Below are 21530 nucleotides of genomic sequence, written 5' to 3' on the forward strand. Positions count from 1 at the left end.
GATCTATATCATTCTTATGCAGCTAAAAAAGATTATATCTTTTATTATAATTATAAAAAATTAATGTTCGAAAAAAATAATGTTAAAAATAGATTTATAAAAGAGTTGCGTTTCTTAAATTCCCTTCATAAATCAGGGGGTAAATCAAAGAAACGAAAATCAGCTATTAAGAAAGCTATGCTGGCAAGAATGGCACACCATGTTTTCACTATTCTTAATAGAAAACCAGTGTGGTTATTCATAGATAGACAAGATAAAGCTGATGATAATGCCGAGCACCTCTTTAAATATGCAATCAATAAGAATGATGGTGTAAAAAAATACTTTATAATAAAAAAAGATAGCAAGGATTACGACAGAATTAAAAAATACGGAAAGGTTATACCATACAGATCTTTTAGACATAAAATTTTAACCTTATCCTCTTCCAAGGTAATATCGACACATGCAGATATATGGGTTGTAAATCCATTTTTCAATATGGAGATTTATTTTAGAGATTTATTTAATTTTGAGTTTGTCTTTTTACAGCATGGAATAACAATGGCGGATCATTCTGAATGGTTAAACAAATACAGCAAGAATATCAAATTATTAGTCACTTCGGCGAAACCTGAATATCGGTCTATTGTGAAAGGGAATTACAATTATAAAAAAGAAAATATCTTTTTGGGTGGATTTCCGAGATACGATAATCTTAAGAAGAGTGAAGGGGAAAAGCAGCTTCTAATAATGCCTACATGGAGAAAAGATATTGTATTACCTAAAGATCAGGCAAAAGGAGTAAGACCGTACAATCCGAAATTTAAAGAAAGTGAATACTTTGCTAGGTATAATGCCTTGATTAATGACGAACGGCTAATCGAATTTGCTAGGAATAATAATTATAAGATAACCTTTTTCCCGCACCCGGACATTCAACAACAGATGGTAGATTTTGAAAAGCATGAGTATGTAGAGTTTGCAGATTATAATAGCAGCTATCAAATGTTATTTAATTCTTCTAATATAATGATTACTGATTTTTCATCTGTTGCATTTGATTTTGCATACAAGAAAAAACCTGTGATCTATTATCAATACGAAAAGTCATACCATTTTAAACTTGATTACTATGATTATAAGAAAATGGGCTTTGGTGATGTAATAGAAGATCATAATAGTTTAGTTGATAAAGTTATCTATTATATGAAAAATAATAGTCGTATGGAAGATAAGTATAGAAAAAGAGTAAATAACTTTTTTGCATATACTGATAAAAATAATAGGGATCGTATTTATAATGCTATTTTGCAATTAGACAATAGTAAAGTTGCTAAATGAGTTTGGCTTTGCTCTATATTGACACTTCAAAATGTTGGGAGAAGTTCTGTGGGACTTCTCCCAACATTTTAAAAGTGAAAAAAAACTCAACATCTGTTACAATATTCACCGGTGCTTTCAAATTTCTTTAACCGAAAGATCCAAAAAATCATTTAAGTCTAAGGAAGATAAACAATGAATGCATTAGTAAGAATCGTAAAAGAGCAAGTGACATCGTTTCCTTTAATTTTGCGCTTGGCTTCGTATGAGACAAAGTCTCAGTATCAGATGAATTATCTTGGTGTATTATGGCAGTTTTTAAATCCTCTCATTCAAATGCTGGCGTACTGGTTTGTATTTGGAATGGGGATTCGCAACAGCAAGCCGATCATAACAGGTATCGGAGAAGTGCCTTTTATTGTTTGGATGCTGGCCGGGTTGATTCCGTGGTTCTTTATTAGCCCGACCATTCTTGATGGATCAAACAGTGTGTTTAAACGGATCAATATGGTCGCTAAAATGAATTTTCCGATAAGTTCACTTCCTTCTGTCGTGATTGCTTCAAATTTATTTAGTTATTTTGTAATGATGGGTGTTTATGTCATTGTCCTTTTAGCAAGCGGTATTTACCCTAGCTTGCATTGGATACAATATATTTACTATTTGATCTGCATGATTGTATTTATGTTTTCATTTAGTTTGTTTAACTCTACAATCAGTGTGCTTGTCAGAGATTATCAATTTCTGCTGCAGGCCGTAACCAGATTATTGTTCTTTTTACTTCCGATTTTTTGGAATATCTCAGAGCAGCTCGGGAAAAATCACCCGAACCTTCTGCCTGTGCTTAAGCTGAATCCAATTTATTATCTGATAGATGGATTCCGGAACAGCTTCTTAGACGGAAAATGGTTTTTCCAAGACATGAAGTACACGTTGTACTTTTGGCTGTTCACATTCCTTTTATTGTTAGTAGGTTCTATCCTGCATATGAAATTCAGAGATAAGTTTGTTGACTTTCTTTAATACGTAAGGAGATTGTACGATGAAACTAAAAGTTTCGTTTCGAAATGTTTCAAAGCAGTATCATTTGTATAAAAAACAATCGGACAAGATTAAAGGATTGTTTTTTCCGGCTAAGGATAATGGTTTTTTTGCTGTGCGGAATGTCTCCTTTGACGTGTATGAGGGAGAGACAATCGGCTTTGTAGGGATAAATGGGTCAGGGAAATCGACCATGTCTAACCTGCTGGCTAAAATTATTCCGCCGACCAGCGGTGAAATTGAAATGAACGGCCAGCCGTCGCTGATTGCGATTGCTGCCGGTTTAAATAATCAACTGACGGGCCGGGACAATGTCCGGCTCAAGTGTTTGATGATGGGGTTAACCAATAAAGAAATTGATGACATGTATGACAGTATCGTTGAATTTGCAGAGATTGGCGATTTTATTAATCAGCCGGTTAAAAACTATTCCAGCGGTATGAAATCGCGACTCGGTTTCGCGATTTCCGTTCATATTGACCCTGACATTTTAATTATTGACGAAGCGCTCTCCGTAGGGGACCAAACGTTTTATCAGAAGTGTGTAGACAGAATAAATGAGTTTAAAAAGCAAGGAAAAACCATATTTTTTGTCAGCCACTCCATCGGCCAGATTGAAAAGATGTGTGACCGCGTCGCTTGGATGCACTACGGCGAGCTTCGTATGTTTGATGAGACAAAAACTGTTGTCAAAGAGTACAAAGCGTTTATTGACTGGTTTAATAAGCTGTCGAAAAAAGAAAAAGAAACATATAAAAAAGAGCAAACGGAAGAGCGGAAGAAAGAAGATCCTGAAGCGTTTGCCCGTTTCCGCAAAAAGAAGAAACAGCCGAAATCACTGGCTAATGCTGTTCAAATTGCTATTTTGTCTATTCTGACAGTCTTCATGGCGGGAACGATGTTCTTTAATGCCCCGCTTCGTACAATTGCTTCGTTTGGCGCGATTCCGCAAAATGAAGTGAAGAAGCATCATGGCGATGCAAAGGGCAAGACAGAGGAACAATTAACCGCAGTCAATAAGCAAGGCTTTATAGCAGATGAAAAAGTGACTGTTTATAAGGGCCAGGATTTGAAACAGAAAGCTGGCGTTACACTGCCATTCGGTACCGAGGTGACGGTAGCTGCAAAAGGCAAAAAAGCAGCGAAAATAAAGTTTGACGGGCAGTCTTATTTTGTGAAACAGAGCGCTGTTGCAACAAACGTGAAACATGCTGAATTGCAGGCTGCGGCCTTTACGCCTTATGTTCCGCAAACAGCAGCGTCTTCCTATGAATACTTCCTGAAATTCCTGGCAGACAGCAGCGGCAGCATTCAATCGAAATTGAATGGATATACTGAAGGAGATACAGCTGACGGCAGAAAAACGTTGGATTTTGGTTATGAAAAAATCAGCTATGTGCTGGAGAATGATAAAGCATCAGAGCTTATCTTTCATAACATTTCTCCCGTTACTCCGGTGTCACTATCTTTAAGTGACAGCGATGTATTGTATGACAGCAGCAAGAATCGTTTTCTTGTAAATACAGCTGATCTGGTTTTTGCAGTTGATAATGAAGAGCATACGCTGACCTTGATGTCGAAATAAGAAAAGGCTATTGGATGAATCTCCAATAGCCTTTTTGTTTAGATTTCTTCTTTGTTTAGTAAACCTTCCATAAATGGAACGAGCTGCTCGCGAAGCTCTTTATCCTGCATCGCAAATTCAAGAGTTGTTGTGATAAAGCCGAGCTTTTCGCCAACATCATAACGCTTGCCTTCAAAATCGTAAGCAAACACTCTTTGAATTTCATTCAGTTTTTGGATGGCGTCTGTCAGCTGAATTTCACCGCCGGCGCCAACCTGCTGCTCCTCTAAGTACATGAAGATCTCAGGTGTGAATACGTAACGGCCTAAGATGGCAAGGTTAGAAGGTGCAGTGCCTTTAGGCGGCTTCTCAACGAAATTTTTCACCTGGTAACGGCGGCCCTCACTTGTCAGCGGGTCGATAATGCCGTAGCGGTGTGTTTCATCTTCAGGCACTTGCTGAACACCGATAATAGAAGAAAGTGTTCTTTCGTATTCATCCATTAATTGGCGCAACCCTGGTGTTTCTGCCTGTACAATATCGTCTCCAAGCAGAACAGCAAACGGCTCATCACCGATAAAGTTGCGTGCGCACCAGACAGCGTGTCCGAGTCCTTTAGGCTCTTTTTGGCGGATATAGTGAATGTCAGCCAGGTTAGAAGCTTTTTTCACTTTTTCAAGAAGTTCAGTTTTTCCTTTTTCTTCTAGGTTTCTTTCAAGCTCAGGAGAGTAATCAAAATGATCCTCAATCGCACGCTTGCTTTTTCCTGTTACGATAATAATATCCTCAATACCGGCTTCAACAGCTTCTTCAATTATGTATTGAATGGTAGGCTTATCAACGATAGGAAGCATTTCTTTCGGCATTGCTTTCGTAGCCGGAAGAAAACGTGTTCCTAAGCCTGCTGCTGGAATTATGGCTTTACGTACTTTTTTCAATGTCAAAGCACCTTCCTTATCAATAAATTTATAATTAATTTCTCTTTACCCGGAAATATAATTTTCACACATTTAATCATATAGGATAAGGCATTTTTAAACAAGTTTAAACGCAAATAGTAATTTTCAATTTAAACGGGATCTAATTTAATGTAGAATCGTATCTATACAATTAAAATTTTAGAGGATACAGGTGAATAATAATGAAAAGAATAAAGGTTATGACAATTTTCGGGACCAGGCCGGAAGCGATCAAGATGGCACCGCTTGTGCTTGAATTGAGAAAATATCCTGAAATAGATTCCTATGTGACGGTCACTGCACAGCACAGACAAATGCTCGATCAGGTTTTAGATGCGTTTCACATAAAGCCTGATTTCGATTTGAACATTATGAAGGAGCGGCAGACGCTGGCAGAGATTACGTCCAACGCGCTTGTGAAATTGGATGAGCTGTTTAAAGACATCAAGCCCGATATTGTGCTTGTCCATGGTGATACGACGACGACATTTGCCGGAAGCCTAGCCGCTTTTTATCATCAAATTGCTGTTGGCCATGTGGAGGCTGGGCTTCGTACGGGGAATAAGTATTCCCCATTTCCGGAAGAGCTCAACCGCCAGATGACCGGTGCGATTGCTAATTTGCATTTTGCGCCGACAGGCCAGGCGAAAGACAATTTATTAAAAGAAAATAAAAAGACAGACTCCATTTTTGTAACGGGCAATACAGCGATTGACGCACTCCGCACAACGGTAAGGGACGGCTATTCACATCCTGTCCTCGATCAGGTGGGCGAGGATAAAATGATTCTGCTGACCGCGCATCGCCGAGAAAATCTAGGTGAGCCAATGGAAAACATGTTCAAGGCCATCCGCAGAATTGTTGAGGAATTTAAAGATGTACAGGTCGTTTACCCTGTGCACCTGAATCCTGTTGTCCGGGAAGCGGCTCAGAAGCATTTTGGGGATTCTGACAGAGTGCATCTGATTGAACCTTTAGAAGTTATTGATTTCCATAACTTTGCGGCAAAATCCCATTTCATTTTGACAGATTCTGGCGGCGTGCAGGAGGAAGCACCATCTCTCGGGAAACCGGTGCTTGTGCTGCGTGATACGACGGAACGGCCTGAAGGAGTGGAAGCGGGGACGCTGAAGCTTGCGGGGACGGATGAGGAAAACATTTATCAGCTGGCAAAACAGCTGTTAACTGATGATGATGAGTACCAGAAAATGTCCTACGCTTCTAATCCGTACGGAGATGGAGAGGCTTCGCGCCGGATCGTGGAAGAATTGCTGTTTCATTACGGATATCGGCAAGACCATCCGGACTCATTTACAGGAAAATAAAAAAGAAGCTTTGCACACTGTGCGAAGCTTTTTTTTATTAAATTTTTTATATTTCCTTCAAACTTTTTTAAAATATCATAAAGGGCGCTTCAATTAGCTTGTAGAGTATTAAGGATTATTTATAACCTTTTTAATTAAGAAATAAATTTTGGGATAGTCGATTGAGCTTTGAAAAAGTTTTACTATGTTCTCAATTTTTCTTTAGATTGTGACGATAAAGACATTGAGGTGAAAAAATGAAAAATTGGATTGTTTTAATGTTCTTTATATTGCTACTTGCAGGTTGTGGGACTAATAATCAAAACCAAGGAGAAGATGTGTCAGAGCAGAGTAACATCGTGACAAAAGAAGGTGTTTTTGTGGGTTTAGCAGATACTCACACTATTGAAGTGATCGTAGATAGCGAACCTATTAGTCTGAATATTACTGACGAATCGATAAGTGATGTAAGTAATCTAGATAGTGGTGATGAAGTCACTGTTAAATACGAAAAAAATAATAAGGGTCAGCTTTTATTAAAAAAGATTCAACAAACTCATTAACTTTGATATTATTTTAAACTTTAAAGTCATATCAATTAATGAGTTTGTTTGCTGTGAAAAATAAAGCAACAAACTTAAATATTGCATACTAAAGAAAGCTCATAGATAAACTCTCATTATCGATACGTGTTTAAAAAAGAATTCAAGTCTTAAATTTATAGAATACACTTGCGATTGATGTTCCAGTTACTTGATTTAGATGATATTTAATAAAGTAGCTGTTTTCAATCTGCGGGATTGTTTTTTGCCTATTAAGGGCATTTAAGGAGGAGAATAAATTGCGTTCTTATATAAAAGTCCTGTCAATGTGTTTTTTCGGACTCATTCTTTTTGTGCCAATAGCATTGGCTGATAACTCGGTTAAAAGAGTCGGAGGAAACAGTAGATATGGGACTGCGGTTGAAATATCAAAGCAGACTTACTCAACAGCCAGTACTGCAGTAATTGTCAGTGGCAATGCATATGCAGATGCGATAGTAGCGGCACCTCTAGCTTATCAGAAGAATGCACCGCTTTTGTACACAACTACTGACAAACTTTCATATGAAACAAAAACAAGGTTAAAAGATATGCGTACAAAAAATGTAATTATAGTAGGTGGGACACCAGTTGTTTCTTCTAATACTGCAAATCAGATTAAAAGAATGGGAATTAGTATCAAACGTATAGCAGGAAGCAATCGGTTTGAAACATCTGCAAGAGTGGCAAAAGCAATGACCGCACCTTCAAAGGTTATTATTTTAAATGGATTCTTATATGAAGATGCTCCAGCAATTATCCCTTACGCAGCGAAAAATGGTTTTCCAATTCTTTTTACAAACAAAACTTATATAAACAGTGCAACAACAGCAGTGATCAAGGATAAGAAGATCAGAAGTTCTATAATTGTCGGAAGTACCAAAAGTATTAGCAACTCGGTAAATAAAAAATTGCCCTCTCCAACAAGGATCAGCGGATCAAATAGATACGAGCTGGCTGCAAATATTGTACAGAAGCTTAATTTGTCAACGAGCAAGGTATACGTAAGTAACGGATACAGTTATTCTGACGCCATCGTAGGGGCTCTATTAGCAGCTATGAATAAACAATCTCTTATTGTTACAGATGGTCAAAATTTATCTGTCGGGACTCGCAAAATCATAGGAAGTGAAAATGCGTCTAATTTTACAGTTATAGGAACCCCCCCCGCTATTAGCACTAAAGTTTTTAATCAGTTGAAGAATCCTGTTGTGGGTGAAACTATTTTTATCGATCCTGGTCACGGTGACCAAGATTCAGGTGCAGTCGCAAACGGTCTTCTCGAGAAAGAAATTAACCTTGATATAGCGAAAAGAGTCAATATGAAACTGAATGCTTCTGGTGCTCTTTCGGTAATGTCGAGGTCTAATGATACTTTTTATTCTCTACAAGAAAGAGTTAGTAAGGCTGCCTCTACTCAAGCAGATTTATTTATCAGTATTCATGGAAATGCAAATGATAGTTCATCTCCTAATGGAAGTGAGACGTTTTACGATACAACTTATCAGGCAACGAAAAGCAAAAGATTAGCTGATCAAATTCAGCCTAAACTTGCAACTTATCTTAAAACAAGGAACCGTGGAGTGAAACGAGCTGGTTTCTATGTTATTAAATATTCTAGAATGCCAAGTGTTTTAGTTGAAACTGCTTTTATTACAAACTCATCCGATGCAAGTAAACTAAAACAGTCGGTTTATAAGGATAAAGCTGCCCAAGCTATATATGACGGCACAGTTTCTTACTATAAATAAAAGCTTATGTGAAAAAACTCAAAAGCTTTATTTTTATTAGAATATATATCTTCTTATTATTATAGAGAGATTTCAAAGAAACGTTCTATATCTACCGCTTCTAACATCAACTTTTCTATTTGCAAAGATGAATTTGTTTTACGTGACCATTCGTTGAAGAAGATTGCAGATATCGAATTTAAACAGGTATATAGAGGAGAATTTTTCTGGTTTTAACTACGTGAAACAGTCAAGAAAACTAAAACAAAAAGAAGCTTTGCACACACTGTGCGAAGCTTCTTTTTGTTTTAATTTTCGAGGCTTTCCTTCAGCTCTTTTGTGATATTGGAAAGTGCGCTTTCATCAGCCTGGTAGTAGTAAATTCCGTTGATTTTCGTGCCTGTACCTTTTAGTTCGTGCTGTTTAATCTTTTTACGCGCGTCTTTGTAGTCGGACTGGATATCCCACATGTCATCGAAGGTCAAGTTCGTTTTCACATTATCTTCAACGACTTTAAACATATCTCCAAATTTCGTGATAGAAGAAATATTTGCGCCTTTATTAATGATTCCTTCGATCACTTGGCGCTGGCGATCCTGGCGGCCGAAATCGCCTCTCGGATCTTCTTTTCTCATCCGGGTATAGGCGAGCGCTTCTTTTCCGTTCAGCGTGATTTCTCCTTTGCCGAACGAATAACCGTCATAGCTGAACGCGAATGTACTGTTTACTGTGATGCCACCAAGTGTATCAACAACGTCTCTAAAGCTTTCCATGTTCACTTTCACAAAATAATCAACCGGAACATCGAGGAAGTTTTCAACCGTGTCAACCGTCATCTGCGTACCGCCGAATGCGTATGAATGGTTGATTTTATCTATTGTGCCTTTCCCGATAATTTTTGTATATGTGTCACGCGGAATGCTGACCATGTCAGTTGTATTCGTTTTTGGGTTAACGGTCATATAAATGAGCGTGTCGGCACGGCCTTTATCGCCGTCGCGTTCATCCACACCCATGATTAAGACGGAAAACGGATCTTTTTTATTGATGTTGACCTCAGTATCCCTCTTTTTAGATTTATCAATACTTTCATGAATACTTGCCACGGTTGAAGCTGCTTTATGCCATAAGTAGTATGCGTAGCCGCCTGTTCCGAGCACAAATACGGCCACAATGGCTAAAATGACAAGTAACGCTTTTCTTTTTTTCTTTCTTTTTTCAGCTCTCATATAAAGTCCTCGCTTTTTTGTAATCTAGTAAGATTATAAGTTTCTTAATATTTGAAAACAACTAAAATTTGTCTGATTCTTTACAATAGACGGCTGCTTGTAACAAATGTTTCGGTATTTTAAGAAAATCCGCAAAAATTTTTCGTTGTTTTGAAAAAAGTTTTAAAATACACTTGAAAGATTAGATAGGAAATTAAAATCGATAATTCGATGACCTACATGCTGTAAGTTTGTTAGTGTATACTAAATAGCTGAAAACTGATTAAGTTCAAAGACAAAAGTGGACAGAAGGAAATAGGCGAATGAAGAAAATAGGAAAATTGCCGGTGAAAATACAATTGTAGTAAAGAGACATTGATAGGAAAAATTTAAAACTACACATGCTATGTAAAAGTTTAACAAAATTTAAGGTCAGGCCTATTCTTATTGACAGATGTTTTTGATATAATTATCAGGCAAAAATATAACCGAACCATTAGGGTAGTGAGGTAATCGATGAAAATAAGCATTGTTATCCCTGTATATAATTCAGAAGATCTTATTTCCGAATGTCTTGACAGCTTAGTTAATCAAACGATGCCAAAAGAGGATTATGAGATTATATGTGTCGATGATAAATCTACAGATTCATCTTTAGACATTTTGAATCAATATAAAAAGAAATATGACAATATTGTTGTTGTTGAAAGAACGGTAAATTCAGGTGGTCCAGGTGCTCCGAGAAATGATGCAATAAAAATTGCCCAGGGTGAATACATTCTATTTGTTGATTCCGATGACTATATAGGCAATGAAGCATTGTTAAGGTGGTATAATTTCTCAAAAGAGAATCAATCAGATATTACTTTAGGAAAGTTAAAAGGGATAAACGGCAGAGGTGTTCCCAAATCAATGTTTAAGGAAACGAACCCGGATGTTGATTTGGTCGATTCCAAAATTGTTTTTACATTGGGACCCCAAAAACTGTTTAAAGCCTCACTTTTAAAGGAAAATCAAATAACCTTCCCTACTCACATAAAAGCAGCGGAAGATCAAGTCTTCACAATGAACGCTTATTTGAAAGCAAAGAAGATTTCTGTTTCAGCTGACTATGATTATTACTATCTGGTCAAAAGAGACGGTGAACATATGAGTGTTGCTTATGTTCCTCCAGAGAACTTTTATGGAGCAATGGAAGATATTATCTCTGCTATCAAGGCAAGTGAACTGGAAGAAGCGAGAAAAATTAAGCTGATGGCAGTATTTTTAAACAGGCATTTTGATTTTTCCCGGACAAAAAATGTTACGATTAAAATGAAAACCGACGAAGAAAGAGCTGAATGGTTTAAATACTTGTCATCATTTATTCATGCAGTACCTGAAGAGGCTGATCAATTTGTGCTTCCGCATATCAAATTGCGGCTGCTGTTTATTCGGAATAATGATTTGCAAGGATTAACCCAGTTTGAGCGGGAGGAACAGGACATTAAAAAGTTCTGTACTGTAAGTAATGGGGAGTTAATTGCACGTTATCCGAGCTTGGAGCGGTATCCAATTTCTGAAGAACTGTTAAAAGTGAATTATAAAAATAAGCTTGAACATTATCTGCAGAATATTGAATTTAGCGATAACAGCCTCAACATTCAAGGAACCATTAAACACAAATTGGTCAATGATGAAACGAATAATAATCAATCTCTGACGGGAGTATTTGTTCATCGCGATACAAAGGCGGAAAAGTACATTTCGCCGGCATCATATGAAAATTCAACATTTACATTTGAGTGCAAGTTTGATGAACTGGCATCTGCTGAAGAAGATTTAGGCGTGTGGGATTTCTTTATTGAATCGTCAATAGACGGCTATAAATTAAGGGCAAGAATAGGAAACAAGCGTGCTGCGTACAAGTATTCAACAAATACGGTGTATTTAGGGCATAACGCTTTGTTTGTCTACAGTGCCAGACCATACTTCACAATGAACTATGATAATCTTTCGATTGATATAAAGAAACATGCATATACAGAAGCTGAACTTTCTTATGAAACAGAATCAAAAGATTTATCATTTATTTTTAAAGATAAGCAAATCTGTTTGCCGAATGAATCAAAAATCATTGTGAATACCGGACAGTCTGAAATCTCATTACCGGTAAAACGCATTGATTTAGAGCCTAATTGTACGAAATTGACGGTAAACATGCAGAGTTTGCTTGAACAGCTAGCTCATGTAAAGAAAGAGCGATTAATTGATTTTGCGATAAACACTTCTCAAAATAAAATCAGTGCAAAAGTGGATAATCAAGCAATTATCCTGGACACAAAGAGCGTGGAACGAAAATCCATGTTATTCTTTAGTAAAACGGTTGAGGTTCAATATAAGCTGTTAACATCTAAATCAAAATTTTATTTTCAATATTAAATGCCTCGCAGCGAAAAGAGACAAATCTGTAAAATGGTTTGTCTCTTTTTTTATACAATATGCTTAATTTTTAAAAAAAGTGTCTAAAACAATAAAAAGTTTACGATTAAATGTCAGAAAAAATAACAAATTCACACTTCTTAACATACCATTTACATCCAATTAACATCCGTCTGCTAAACTGACTGGCATAGGTCATCATAACATCCCAAACAAATCGTGAGGTGTGTGTCAGTGAGTGCAGAGAAAAGCATGAATGTGAGTCGTGAATTCTCAGTTCAGCAAATAAATTCTTTTACATTATCTGAAAAGACGACTCGTTATTTGGCAGTAAAGCGCGTAATGGATATTTGGTTTGCGCTCATTGGATTGGCGATTGCGCTGCCAATGATTGCGGTATTTTCAATATTGATTTGTTTGGAGACGCCGGGGCCTGCCATTTATACGCAGGAACGCGTAGGGAAAGGCGGAAAACCATTTAAGCTTTATAAGCTTCGTTCCATGAAAATAGATGCCGAGAAGTCCGGGGCTGTTTGGGCGCAGAAGCAAGATCCGCGGGTGACAAGGATCGGAGCTTTTATCAGAAGAACGAGAATTGACGAGCTTCCTCAGCTATTTAATGTGCTGAAAGGCGATATGAGTATGATTGGCCCTCGTCCGGAACGTCCCGTGTTTACGGAAAAATTCCAGAATGAAATTCCAGGCTTTACACAGCGTCTGGCTGTTAAACCGGGATTGAGCGGCTGGGCTCAGGTGAACGGCGGTTACGATATGACGCCGAAGGAAAAGCTGATATTTGATTTATATTACATTCGCAATCTGACTTTCACTTTAGAATTAAAAATTATGTTAAAAACTTGTAAAGTAGTCTGGACAGGTGATGGTGCAAGATAAAACTGAATGCCTGCATTCACCATCAATCTGAGCTTAAAAAGAAGTAGGGAATATGATGCCAAGTATTACAAAACAAATCATGAGCGGGGCAAAGTGGACAAGTATTTCAACCATGTGTATTACAATCATACAAATTGTTCAGTTTGCTCTGCTAGGAAATATGATGACCTTAACGGAATTTGGACTCGTCGGCATGATCACAACGGTTACAGTATTCGCCCAGATTGTGCTTGATATGGGTTTTGGCGCAGCGTTAATTCAGAGAGATGATGCGACGGAGCGACAACTGTCAACACTGTATTGGCTTAATATTATGACCGGCGTTTTGCTGTTTGTTCTTTTATATGTGAGCAGTCCCGTCATTGCGGGATTTTATCAAAGGGAAGAGCTGGTGTTTCTGATTCGGATTTTGGCGATTATGTTTTTAATTGCGCCAATCGGACAGCAGTATCAGTATATGCTGCAAAAGCAGCTGCATTTTAATACGTTAAGTAAAATTGAGATTTTTTCAAATGTATTGTCCTTCGGATATTTAGCGATAGCGGTTTTTATGATGGATGCGATTTTGGCATACGTCATTTCTCAAGTGCTGCTGCAGTCCAGTAAAGGGCTTTTATATTGGGCCGTATACCGGAAAAAATGGCACCCCGCTTTTGTTTTTGACTTGAGGGGAATGAAGGAGTTCTTTTCCTTTGGAGCCTTTCAGCTTTCATCCCGTCTTGTGAACAGGCTGGGAGCGAATATCGATATGATTTTGATCGGACGGTTTATCGGTGCTGAAGCGTTGGGGATTTATAACCTTGCTTACCAGATTGTTACCATTCCGGTTTTGAAGATCAATCCGATTGTGACACGGGTGGCATTCCCTGTTTTCGCAAAAAACAAATATGAAAACAGCGTGATCAGAGAAGGATTTTTGAATATGACAAAAATGCTGGCGCTAGTGTCGTTTCCTCTGTTAATCGGGCTTGTGTCTGTGTCAGACGCCTTTATCGCAGCGGTATTTGGAGAAAAATGGCTTGCTGCTGTTCCGGTTCTAAATGTTTTGGCCATTGTCGGGATACTTCGAGTACTCATGAATCCAAATGGATCTGTACTTCTTGCTAAAGGAAGAGCGGATTTAGCGTTTTATTGGGATTCCGGTGTGCTGCTGCTTTACGGTTTGTCACTGTTTGCAGCTGTACAAACGGGAAATCTGCAGACAGTCGCATGGGTATATGCCATCATCAGCGTTTTCAATTTCCTGATCGGGCGCTGGCTCCTGTCATATGTCATTAAGCTTAACCTTTCGGCTTATTTCCAGTCTATTATGAAGCCGTTTCTGATCACAGCCGCGATGGGTATCATCGCGTTTGGTGTAAGTCTAGGTACAGAACACTTCAGTCTGCAGGCAGAAATGCGACTGGCCATTTCAGTGGCGGCCGGGGCGCTGTGCTATCTCTTTCTTTTGGTAAAAGCGTACCCTCAAACGAAAAGCAAACTACTAAGAAAAGGACGTTTGTCATGAAGATTTTGTGGATCACAAGCGTATATCCGAGCAGTCTGAAACCCGGTGAGGGTGTGTTTCATGAGACACAGGTGCAAGAGCTGCAAAAACTCGGGCTAGATATCACCGTGATATGCCCAAGGCCTTTTCATTCGGCCCCTGTCCGCACGCTGAAAAAGGCATATCGAAAAAAGGATGCCAGACCGGAGTATGAGATTAGGAAGGGGGTACCGGTTCACCGGCCTTTCTATCGAGCAGTTCCCGGCCAGCTGAAGTGGGCTCAGCCTCACCGGAGAATCGCATCAGCCGTTTTAAAAACGATGAAACAGCGCGACATCCATCCGGATCTGATCCATGCGCATTTTGCCATGCCATCGGGCGGGGCTGCGGCAGTCGTGTCGGAGTCAGAGCGAATTCCTTATGTTCTGACCTTGCACGGCAGTGATGTGAATGTCTATCCGCATTACAGCAAAGGGGCGTTTAAAGCCTTCAATCGTGCGGTTGGTTCCGCGTCAGCCGTTTTAGCAGTCAGCCACAAGCTCCAGGAAGAAACCAAAACGCTTTCCGGCTTTGACAGCTCGGTTCTGCCGATCGGCATACAGCTGAGCCGCTTTCAGGAGAATGAGCAAACAAAAGAAGAAATCAGAAAAAAACTCGGGCTTCCGCTCGATCAGCGTCTGGCGGTCTATGTAGGACGGCTCGTCAGGGAGAAAGGCATTTTTGAACTGTCTGAAGCCATCGAGTCGTTGAAGGAACCTCCTAAGGCAGTCTTTGTCGGGGATGGTCCTGCAAAATCATTGCTGATCCAGAAGGGACATATCGTCACAGGTCAAGTGCCCAATCATAAGGTAAGAGACTATTTGCTTGCGGCAGACATGTTCGTGCTTCCTTCTTACAGTGAGGGGATGCCGACTGTCGTGATTGAGGCGCTGGCACTAAGAGTTCCTGTCATCTGTACAGATGTTGGCGGTGTGGCATCATTATTCGGAAAGCATCAGCATTTGCTGATTAAACCGAAATCTGCTCAAGCCTTGGCGGAAGCGATCACTCTGTACGAACATGAGCAAATATGGAAACCGGAAGTTGCAGATGATTTGTATGAAATCGTGCAGGCGCAATTTGACGCCGGAAAAAATGCCAAGGCCTTGCATCATCAGTATCAGACGGTCATGAAAACGTCCGTTTAATCGTAAGAAACTGCGACCAATATAAATAAGAAGGTAATTTTACAGGAGAGGGATGAGCGCTGTGAAAAAAATAGCTGTAATTGGAACAGGTTATGTAGGACTCGTGTCAGGCACTTGCTTTGCGGAGATCGGCAATAAAGTTGTTTGCTGTGATATCGATGAATCAAAAATCAGAAGTCTGAAAAATGGAGTAATCCCGATCTATGAGCCAGGGCTTGCAGACTTAGTTGAAAAAAATGTGATGGATCAGCGTCTGTCCTTTACTAATGATATCCCGTCCGCCATTCGGGCGTCAGACATTATTTATATTGCAGTCGGAACTCCGATGTCCAAAACAGGTGAAGCTGATTTAACGTACGTCAAAGCGGCGGCGAAAACAATCGGTGAGCACCTCAACGGCTACAAAATTATCGTAAATAAAAGCACAGTCCCGGTCGGAACAGGAAAACTGGTTCAATCAATCGTTCAAAAAGCTTCAAAGGGAAGATACTCATTTGATGTTGTATCTAATCCTGAATTCCTTCGGGAGGGCTCAGCGATTCATGACACGATGAATATGGAGCGTGCCGTGATTGGCTCAACAAGTCATAAAGCCGCTGCCATCATTGAGGATCTGCACCAGCCTTTCCACGCTCCTGTCATTAAAACAAACCTAGAAAGTGCAGAAATGATTAAATATGCCGCGAATGCGTTTCTGGCGACAAAGATTTCCTTTATCAACGATATCGCAAACATTTGTGAGCGAGTCGGCGCAGATGTTTCAAAAGTTGCTGATGGCGTGGGGCTTGACAGCCGTATCGGCAGAAAGTTTCTAAAAGCGGGTATTGGGTTTGGCGGCTCCTGTTTTCCTAAGGATACAACCGCACTGCTTCAAATCGCAAAATCGGCCGGCTATCCATTTAAGCTTATAGAAGCTGTCATTGAAACGAACGAAAAGCAGCGCGTTCACATTGTAGATAAACTCTTAACTGTTATGGGAAGCATCAAAGGAAGAACCATTTCCGTTCTCGGATTGGCCTTCAAGCCGAATACAAACGATGTGAGATCCGCTCCTGCTCTAGATATTATCCCGATGCTGCAGCAGCTGGGCGCACATGTAAAAGCATACGATCCGATTGCTATTCCTGAAGCCTCAGCGATCCTTGGCGAACAGGTCGAGTATTATACAGATGTGTATGATGCGATTGAGGACACTGATGCATGCCTGATCTTAACGGATTGGCCGGAAGTGAAAGAAATGGAGCTTGTAAAAGTGAAAACCCTCTTAAAACAGCCAATCATCATCGACGGCAGAAATTTATTTTCACTTGAAGAGATGCAGGCAGCCGGATACATTTATCACTCCATCGGCCGTCCTGCTGTTCGGGGAGCGGAGCCTTCTGACAAGTATTTTCCGGGCTTGCCGCTCGAGGAATTGGCTAAAGACTTGGGGAGCGTCAACCTATAAAAAGAAAAAGTGTTACTTGGTTAAAGCTGCTGGCTGCTTAGGCTCGGCCGCCGGCTCCTGAAACATCAGGAAAGGGGTTAAACATGTGAGTATCAAACGTTCAGCGGTCCATACGCTTCCGTTACTGGCCGCTGCCATATTTGGAGTCGTCCTATTGCTGGGAGCCATCCGTACAGATATAGGTTTAATACAGATGGCTGCCGTGCTTGCGGTGTTGGCAATTGGTCTGTTTGTACTGACGCTTGCAACCGCATTTACAACAAAAGAACGGCTCTTTATGGCTGTAATCTATATTTTGATCGCCTGCACTTTTTTAAATAATGCATTTTTCGCGATTCATCTTGGATTTTTCAGTTTGTTTCTTTACAGGCTTCTGCTCATTGCAGCGGGGTGCCTCCATGTGATCGGTGTGGTGCGGAATCGAACACATATTGAAAGATGGAACGGACTGCAAGTGAAAGGGATTTTGCTCTTTTTCGCTTTTTGGTTTATATACGGCCTTGTTTCTCTGCTGTGGGCCAAATCGGTGACAGCCGGCATCAAATATTTGGCCTTGTTGGCAATGGGAATTTTCTTCATTTACCTCATTGTCATGTACGTGCAAAAAATGGAGCGGCTCATGGTTGTTTATACCATTTGGCTGGTGATGACAGTATTCCTGATGATCATTGGTTTTTACAATCATATGACCCATCATCATCTCCCGAGTTCAACGCTATACAGCGGACCGGAATATAAGCAGCATTATCCGACATCGGTCTTTTTTAATCAAAATGACTTTGCAACATTTTTATCGATCAGCTTCTTTTTTTACATTACATTGATGAAAAACATAAAGAATGGATACATCAAGGCGATTGGCCTTTTGCTCTCGCTCTGTGCGTTGTATTTAATTTTTGCTACCGGTTCAAGAGCCAGCCTTCTGGGCATTTTTGCCGGCGCTGCTGTCTACATCTTCATTGTATTGCCGCCTGTTCTAAAGAAAATGGCCATTTGGCTGTCTGCGGCAGGAATCACCATTTTTGCAGTTCTCTTCGCTGGCCGAATTTATTCAAAGTTTTGGGAGCTGTTTCTGGCACCGCAGACGCTGCATTCATTTCATGACATGCTTCCGTCAAATGTGGCCCGGGCCAATCTGCTGAAAAACGCATGGCACTTTTTCCTTGATTCATACGGATTCGGAGTCGGAGCAGGGAATGTATCCTATTATCTTGAGCATCATGCTTTATATGATACTGACAACGTGACAGAGGTGCACAACTGGCTTGTTGAAATCCTTGCTAACTTTGGCTTGTTCATCATGCTGGGATATCTGGCCGTTTATGCTTACCTCATTTGGGTGCTTTACAAATTTTATGAAAGAAAATTGGGAAATCAGTCAAAACTGATCACAGAAGGGCTTATTACGGCATTGGTCAGTTTCCTGGTATCCAGTATCAGCCCAAGTTCTGTTTCAAATTTATTTTTCCATTGGGTGTTTCTGGCGCTCGTCATCGCCGCCGTGAATGTGTTAAGGCGATCCAGACAGATGCCTGAACCGCTGTACAGATAAACTGACTACAAAAAGCAGGGAGACTTATATGAACGATATATTGATAAGAATAGCCCGGCGTATTAAAAAAAATATCATTTGGATCATAGCAGTGCCAATTATATTAGGTGCGGCCGGTTATATCCTGCCGTCACAGATCGCTGATCAAAAGAGCTATACAGCCGAGGACACTTTGGCCGTGGGGAGCTATGATCATCCGGTTTATAACAGTACAGAGGAGATTCCGCTTCTGCTCAAGAGTGACTCTTTTTTGAAGGAGGCGCTTCCTGACGAAAAGGATGAAGATTTGGCAGAGATCAAAGAGAAGCTTACCATCAAAACGGAATCTAAATCTTTACTGACCTTGAGCTATAGCGACGAGGATAAGGATAGAACGGAATCCATCTTAAACGGCATTACCTCCGCCTTTCTCAAAAACGATCAAAAGCTATATTCAGAAAGAGAAGCCGTCATCCGCCGCAGCATAGATGCACTCGAAGGTGAGACGGTAAGCGAGGATTCCAAAGTGGATAAAGAGAGATTTTTGTATGAGCTGAAAAACACGCAGCTTAATCTGAAACCGGCCAGTGTTACTGATTCTGAAACCGTAAGTGAGGCAGCAGGCGGCGGAATGTCCCCGAAAAAGAAAGCGGTTCTTGGCGTTATGATCGGCCTCACGATTGCCTTTATGTTCGTTGTCATTCCTGAATTTTTCAGGGAATCCTTTTAAAATCATACGATGGAGATGTGATCATGACCAATTGGAAACCTCTCGTATCTGTCATTACACCTTCTTATAATGCGCGTGACTATATTGAAGACACGATTCATTCAGTGTTAGATCAGAGCCATTCTCATTGGGAAATGATTATCGTGGATGATTGCTCAACGGACGGGACACGCGACATTTTAAAGCAGTATGAAAAAATAGATGAAAGAATTCATGTCGTGTATCTGGAAGAGAACAGCGGAGCTGCGGTTGCTCGAAACAAAGCATTGGAGCGCGCTCAAGGACGTTATGTAGCATTTTTGGACAGTGATGACAAATGGAAAAAAGACAAACTGGAAAAGCAGCTTGATTTTATGATGGAGCGTTCCTGTGCGTTTTCTTTTACAGGCTACAGCTTAATGGCGCAGGACGGAACCCCGCTCGATAAATTTATTCATGCACCGGAAAGTCTGACGTACGATGACGCTCTGAAAAATACGATTATCGGCTGCTTGACCGTGATGATTGACAGGGAGCAAACGGGACAGATCCAAATGCCGAATATTAGAACGAGACAGGACTTGGCCACATGGCTGTCTCTTTTGAAAAAAGGATTTACCGCCTATGGAATGAATGAATGTCTAGCTGAATATCGGCTTGTAGATAACTCGATATCCAGCAACAAATGGAAGGCTGCGAAAAAAACGTGGTTTGTCTACAGGGAGATCGAACGGCTTCATTTCATCAAAGCCACATGGTGTTTTGTTCAATATGCAAAAAACGCGGTGAAAAAAAGATTATAGCCGCAGACAGAGAGAAAAGGTGATGAAGGTGGAAACAAAAGAAGCAATCATTCATGTCATCGTTGCCACTGCTGAATGGGGAAAAGACCAATTGAGATACAGAAGGCACCGGCTGGCGGAATTTTTAGCCGCTCAAGAGGAAACGAAGGAAGTCATTTGGGTGTGTCCGGCTCCGCGCCCCCAAGGAAATGAATTTCAGCAAGTTCATTCAGGCATCAGGCAATTTGCTGTCAAAGACCTGCTGGAGAAAAAAATGTTTCGTTTCGGACGATATACAGATGTCTTTTACAGGCATAAGCTCAAACCTTTACTTGATGAGCTGACATCTGCTTCTGCAAACGGTGAACGCTGCTGTTTATGGTACACGTTCCCTGGATTCCCGCTGCTGTCTTCGCTGTATCCCTGGGATCAGGTCATTTATGATTGCAGTGATTTATGGGCAGCGCCGATCAGCGGCCGTTCAAATCTGCTGTCTGAGTTCCGGCGAAAAGTCATTAAATCGGCGGAGCTGAGAATTATAGACCGTGCAGATTCCATTACCTGCTCATCGGATTATCTTCACAAAGAAGTAGACAAAAAACTGACAGCAGGACGAGAAAAGGTTCATACAGTCGAAAACGGTGTTGAATATGAGCTGTTTTCTGCAAATAAACAAGCTCCCGATCGCAGCATATTGCAGGGAAGAGAAGGAACAGTATTAGGTTTTATCGGCGGGATCAAACCTAAACTCGATTTTAAAATGATTGAAGAAGCTGCGCTGCAAAAGCCTGATTGGACATTTTTATGGGTTGGTCCGGATGCCACCAACGGCGATGTCTCGTTTCAAGAGCTTTTGAGGCTTCCCAATGTCATATGGACCGGCCCGGCAGATCCAAAAGAAGTTCCGCATTATATGGAGCTTATCGATATCGGTATCATGCCATATAAAAAATCATCGTATAATCAAGCTGTGTTTCCGCTGAAACTATTTGAATTTTTGGCGGCTGGAAAGCCTGTCGTCGGCTCTAATCTTCCGTCAACCTCAAAAATGAAACAGCCGTATGTATACGAATATGTAGAAGGCGATCATCCGATTGATTTTATAGTCGCTTGCGAAAAAGTGCTCAGTCAAAACGAAGATGAAACGTATAAAGAAATGCGCCGAAACATTGCCCGCGCGCAAGATTGGAATTGCTTATTTAAACAAATCATGAAATATACAGGGATTCAAAAACATGCGTAGTCCTATAAATTGGGATGCGCGTTTTTTGATTATACGTGTTTCTTTTTGATGAAGCTTGTTATAATAACTAAGGAGAAGGTATAATGGAAGGAACGGTTCTCTATATAAATAAAGACTTCATTTAATTCCAAAGGAGACTTC

At 40.3% G+C, this 21530-nt stretch carries 17 protein-coding genes; 15 read left to right on the forward strand and 2 right to left on the reverse strand.

Annotated elements, in window-relative coordinates:
• From LWH95_RS00005 to tagH, 3 genes are all read left to right on the forward strand, one after another.
• Nucleotides 1-1323: CDP-glycerol glycerophosphotransferase family protein (locus LWH95_RS00005; RefSeq protein ID WP_232918655.1), on the forward strand; the 1323-nt coding region annotated here is incomplete at its 5' end.
• A gap of 174 nt (nt 1324-1497) precedes the next feature.
• Complete coding sequence (gene tagG / locus LWH95_RS00010; protein WP_232918656.1) at nt 1498-2325, forward strand: teichoic acids export ABC transporter permease subunit TagG; 828 nt, start codon at nt 1498-1500, stop codon at nt 2323-2325.
• A gap of 19 nt (nt 2326-2344) precedes the next feature.
• Entirely contained in the window at nt 2345-3928 is a 1584-nt protein-coding gene (gene tagH / locus LWH95_RS00015) for a teichoic acids export ABC transporter ATP-binding subunit TagH (RefSeq protein ID WP_232918657.1), read from the forward strand.
• A 38-nt stretch (nt 3929-3966) separates the two neighbouring features.
• Here the strand turns inward: tagH and galU are convergent, their stop codons facing one another.
• Complete coding sequence (gene galU / locus LWH95_RS00020; RefSeq protein WP_029316912.1) at nt 3967-4845, reverse strand: UTP--glucose-1-phosphate uridylyltransferase GalU; 879 nt, start codon at nt 4843-4845, stop codon at nt 3967-3969.
• A 203-nt stretch (nt 4846-5048) separates the two neighbouring features.
• On the opposite strand from galU, the gene wecB reads away from it, so the two are divergent.
• The 3 genes from wecB to LWH95_RS00035 all read left to right on the forward strand — a co-directional run bounded on the left by wecB (nt 5049) and on the right by LWH95_RS00035 (nt 8502).
• The gene (gene wecB / locus LWH95_RS00025; RefSeq protein WP_232918658.1) at nt 5049-6191 is read left to right on the forward strand and encodes a non-hydrolyzing UDP-N-acetylglucosamine 2-epimerase; all 1143 of its coding nucleotides are present in this window, start codon (nt 5049-5051) and stop codon (nt 6189-6191) included.
• Nucleotides 6192-6427: 236 nt separating this feature from the next.
• Nucleotides 6428-6733, forward strand: a complete 306-nt coding sequence (locus LWH95_RS00030; RefSeq protein WP_232918659.1) for a CalY family protein — start codon at nt 6428-6430, stop codon at nt 6731-6733.
• 278 nt (nt 6734-7011) lie between these two features.
• The gene (locus tag LWH95_RS00035; RefSeq protein WP_003235498.1) at nt 7012-8502 is read left to right on the forward strand and encodes an N-acetylmuramoyl-L-alanine amidase; all 1491 of its coding nucleotides are present in this window, start codon (nt 7012-7014) and stop codon (nt 8500-8502) included.
• Between the two features lie 287 nt (nt 8503-8789).
• On the opposite strand, the gene tagU is transcribed toward LWH95_RS00035, so the two are convergent.
• Nucleotides 8790-9710 (reverse strand): polyisoprenyl-teichoic acid--peptidoglycan teichoic acid transferase TagU, encoded by a 921-nt coding sequence (gene tagU / locus LWH95_RS00040; protein WP_232918660.1) that lies wholly within the window; start codon nt 9708-9710, stop codon nt 8790-8792.
• Between the two features lie 495 nt (nt 9711-10205).
• On the opposite strand from tagU, the gene tarQ reads away from it, so the two are divergent.
• From tarQ to tuaH, 9 genes are all read left to right on the forward strand, one after another.
• Nucleotides 10206-12110: a (poly)ribitol-phosphate teichoic acid beta-D-glucosyltransferase TarQ gene (gene tarQ / locus LWH95_RS00045; RefSeq protein ID WP_232918661.1), complete on the forward strand. Its 1905-nt coding sequence runs from the start codon at nt 10206-10208 to the stop codon at nt 12108-12110.
• 234 nt (nt 12111-12344) lie between these two features.
• The gene (locus LWH95_RS00050; RefSeq protein ID WP_003235493.1) at nt 12345-13004 is read left to right on the forward strand and encodes a sugar transferase; all 660 of its coding nucleotides are present in this window, start codon (nt 12345-12347) and stop codon (nt 13002-13004) included.
• A 55-nt stretch (nt 13005-13059) separates the two neighbouring features.
• Nucleotides 13060-14511 carry a teichuronic acid biosynthesis protein TuaB gene (tuaB, locus tag LWH95_RS00055; RefSeq protein ID WP_029316911.1) on the forward strand — a complete coding sequence of 484 codons (1452 nt, stop codon included), beginning with the start codon at nt 13060-13062 and terminating at the stop codon, nt 14509-14511.
• The gene (gene tuaC / locus LWH95_RS00060) at nt 14508-15677 is read left to right on the forward strand and encodes a teichuronic acid biosynthesis protein TuaC (RefSeq protein ID WP_232918662.1); all 1170 of its coding nucleotides are present in this window, start codon (nt 14508-14510) and stop codon (nt 15675-15677) included. The genes tuaB and tuaC overlap by 4 nt, the downstream gene beginning before the upstream one ends.
• 61 nt (nt 15678-15738) lie before the next feature.
• Nucleotides 15739-17124, forward strand: a complete 1386-nt coding sequence (gene tuaD, locus LWH95_RS00065) for a UDP-glucose 6-dehydrogenase TuaD (protein WP_232918663.1) — start codon at nt 15739-15741, stop codon at nt 17122-17124.
• 85 nt (nt 17125-17209) lie between these two features.
• Entirely contained in the window at nt 17210-18676 is a 1467-nt protein-coding gene (gene tuaE, locus LWH95_RS00070; RefSeq protein WP_232918664.1) for a teichuronic acid biosynthesis protein TuaE, read from the forward strand.
• Between the two features lie 28 nt (nt 18677-18704).
• Nucleotides 18705-19385, forward strand: coding sequence for a teichuronic acid biosynthesis protein TuaF (gene tuaF, locus LWH95_RS00075; protein WP_060399605.1), 681 nt, complete (start codon nt 18705-18707; stop codon nt 19383-19385).
• Between the two features lie 23 nt (nt 19386-19408).
• The gene (gene tuaG / locus LWH95_RS00080; protein WP_019259613.1) at nt 19409-20167 is read left to right on the forward strand and encodes a teichuronic acid biosynthesis protein TuaG; all 759 of its coding nucleotides are present in this window, start codon (nt 19409-19411) and stop codon (nt 20165-20167) included.
• A 28-nt stretch (nt 20168-20195) separates the two neighbouring features.
• Complete coding sequence (gene tuaH, locus LWH95_RS00085) at nt 20196-21389, forward strand: teichuronic acid biosynthesis protein TuaH (protein WP_003235476.1); 1194 nt, start codon at nt 20196-20198, stop codon at nt 21387-21389.
• Nucleotides 21390-21530 lie beyond the last annotated feature (141 nt).

Source organism: Bacillus sp. G16, from assembly GCF_021282335.1.
GTDB classification, from domain to species: Bacteria; Bacillota; Bacilli; order Bacillales; family Bacillaceae; genus Bacillus; species Bacillus inaquosorum.

What these genes read in the sequence shown, in the direction of transcription:
- tagG (WP_232918656.1), top strand. Translation starts at nt 1,498, where the DNA reads ATGAATGCATTAGTAAGAATCGTAAAAGAGCAAGTGACATCGTTTCCT.
- tagH (WP_232918657.1), top strand. Translation starts at nt 2,345, where the DNA reads ATGAAACTAAAAGTTTCGTTTCGAAATGTTTCAAAGCAGTATCATTTG.
- wecB (WP_232918658.1), top strand. Translation starts at nt 5,049, where the DNA reads ATGAAAAGAATAAAGGTTATGACAATTTTCGGGACCAGGCCGGAAGCG.
- LWH95_RS00030 (WP_232918659.1), top strand. Translation starts at nt 6,428, where the DNA reads ATGAAAAATTGGATTGTTTTAATGTTCTTTATATTGCTACTTGCAGGT.
- tagU (WP_232918660.1), bottom strand. Translation starts at nt 9,710, where the DNA reads ATGAGAGCTGAAAAAAGAAAGAAAAAAAGAAAAGCGTTACTTGTCATT.
- tarQ (WP_232918661.1), top strand. Translation starts at nt 10,206, where the DNA reads ATGAAAATAAGCATTGTTATCCCTGTATATAATTCAGAAGATCTTATT.
- tuaB (WP_029316911.1), top strand. Translation starts at nt 13,060, where the DNA reads ATGCCAAGTATTACAAAACAAATCATGAGCGGGGCAAAGTGGACAAGT.
- tuaC (WP_232918662.1), top strand. Translation starts at nt 14,508, where the DNA reads ATGAAGATTTTGTGGATCACAAGCGTATATCCGAGCAGTCTGAAACCC.
- tuaF (WP_060399605.1), top strand. Translation starts at nt 18,705, where the DNA reads ATGAACGATATATTGATAAGAATAGCCCGGCGTATTAAAAAAAATATC.
- tuaG (WP_019259613.1), top strand. Translation starts at nt 19,409, where the DNA reads ATGACCAATTGGAAACCTCTCGTATCTGTCATTACACCTTCTTATAAT.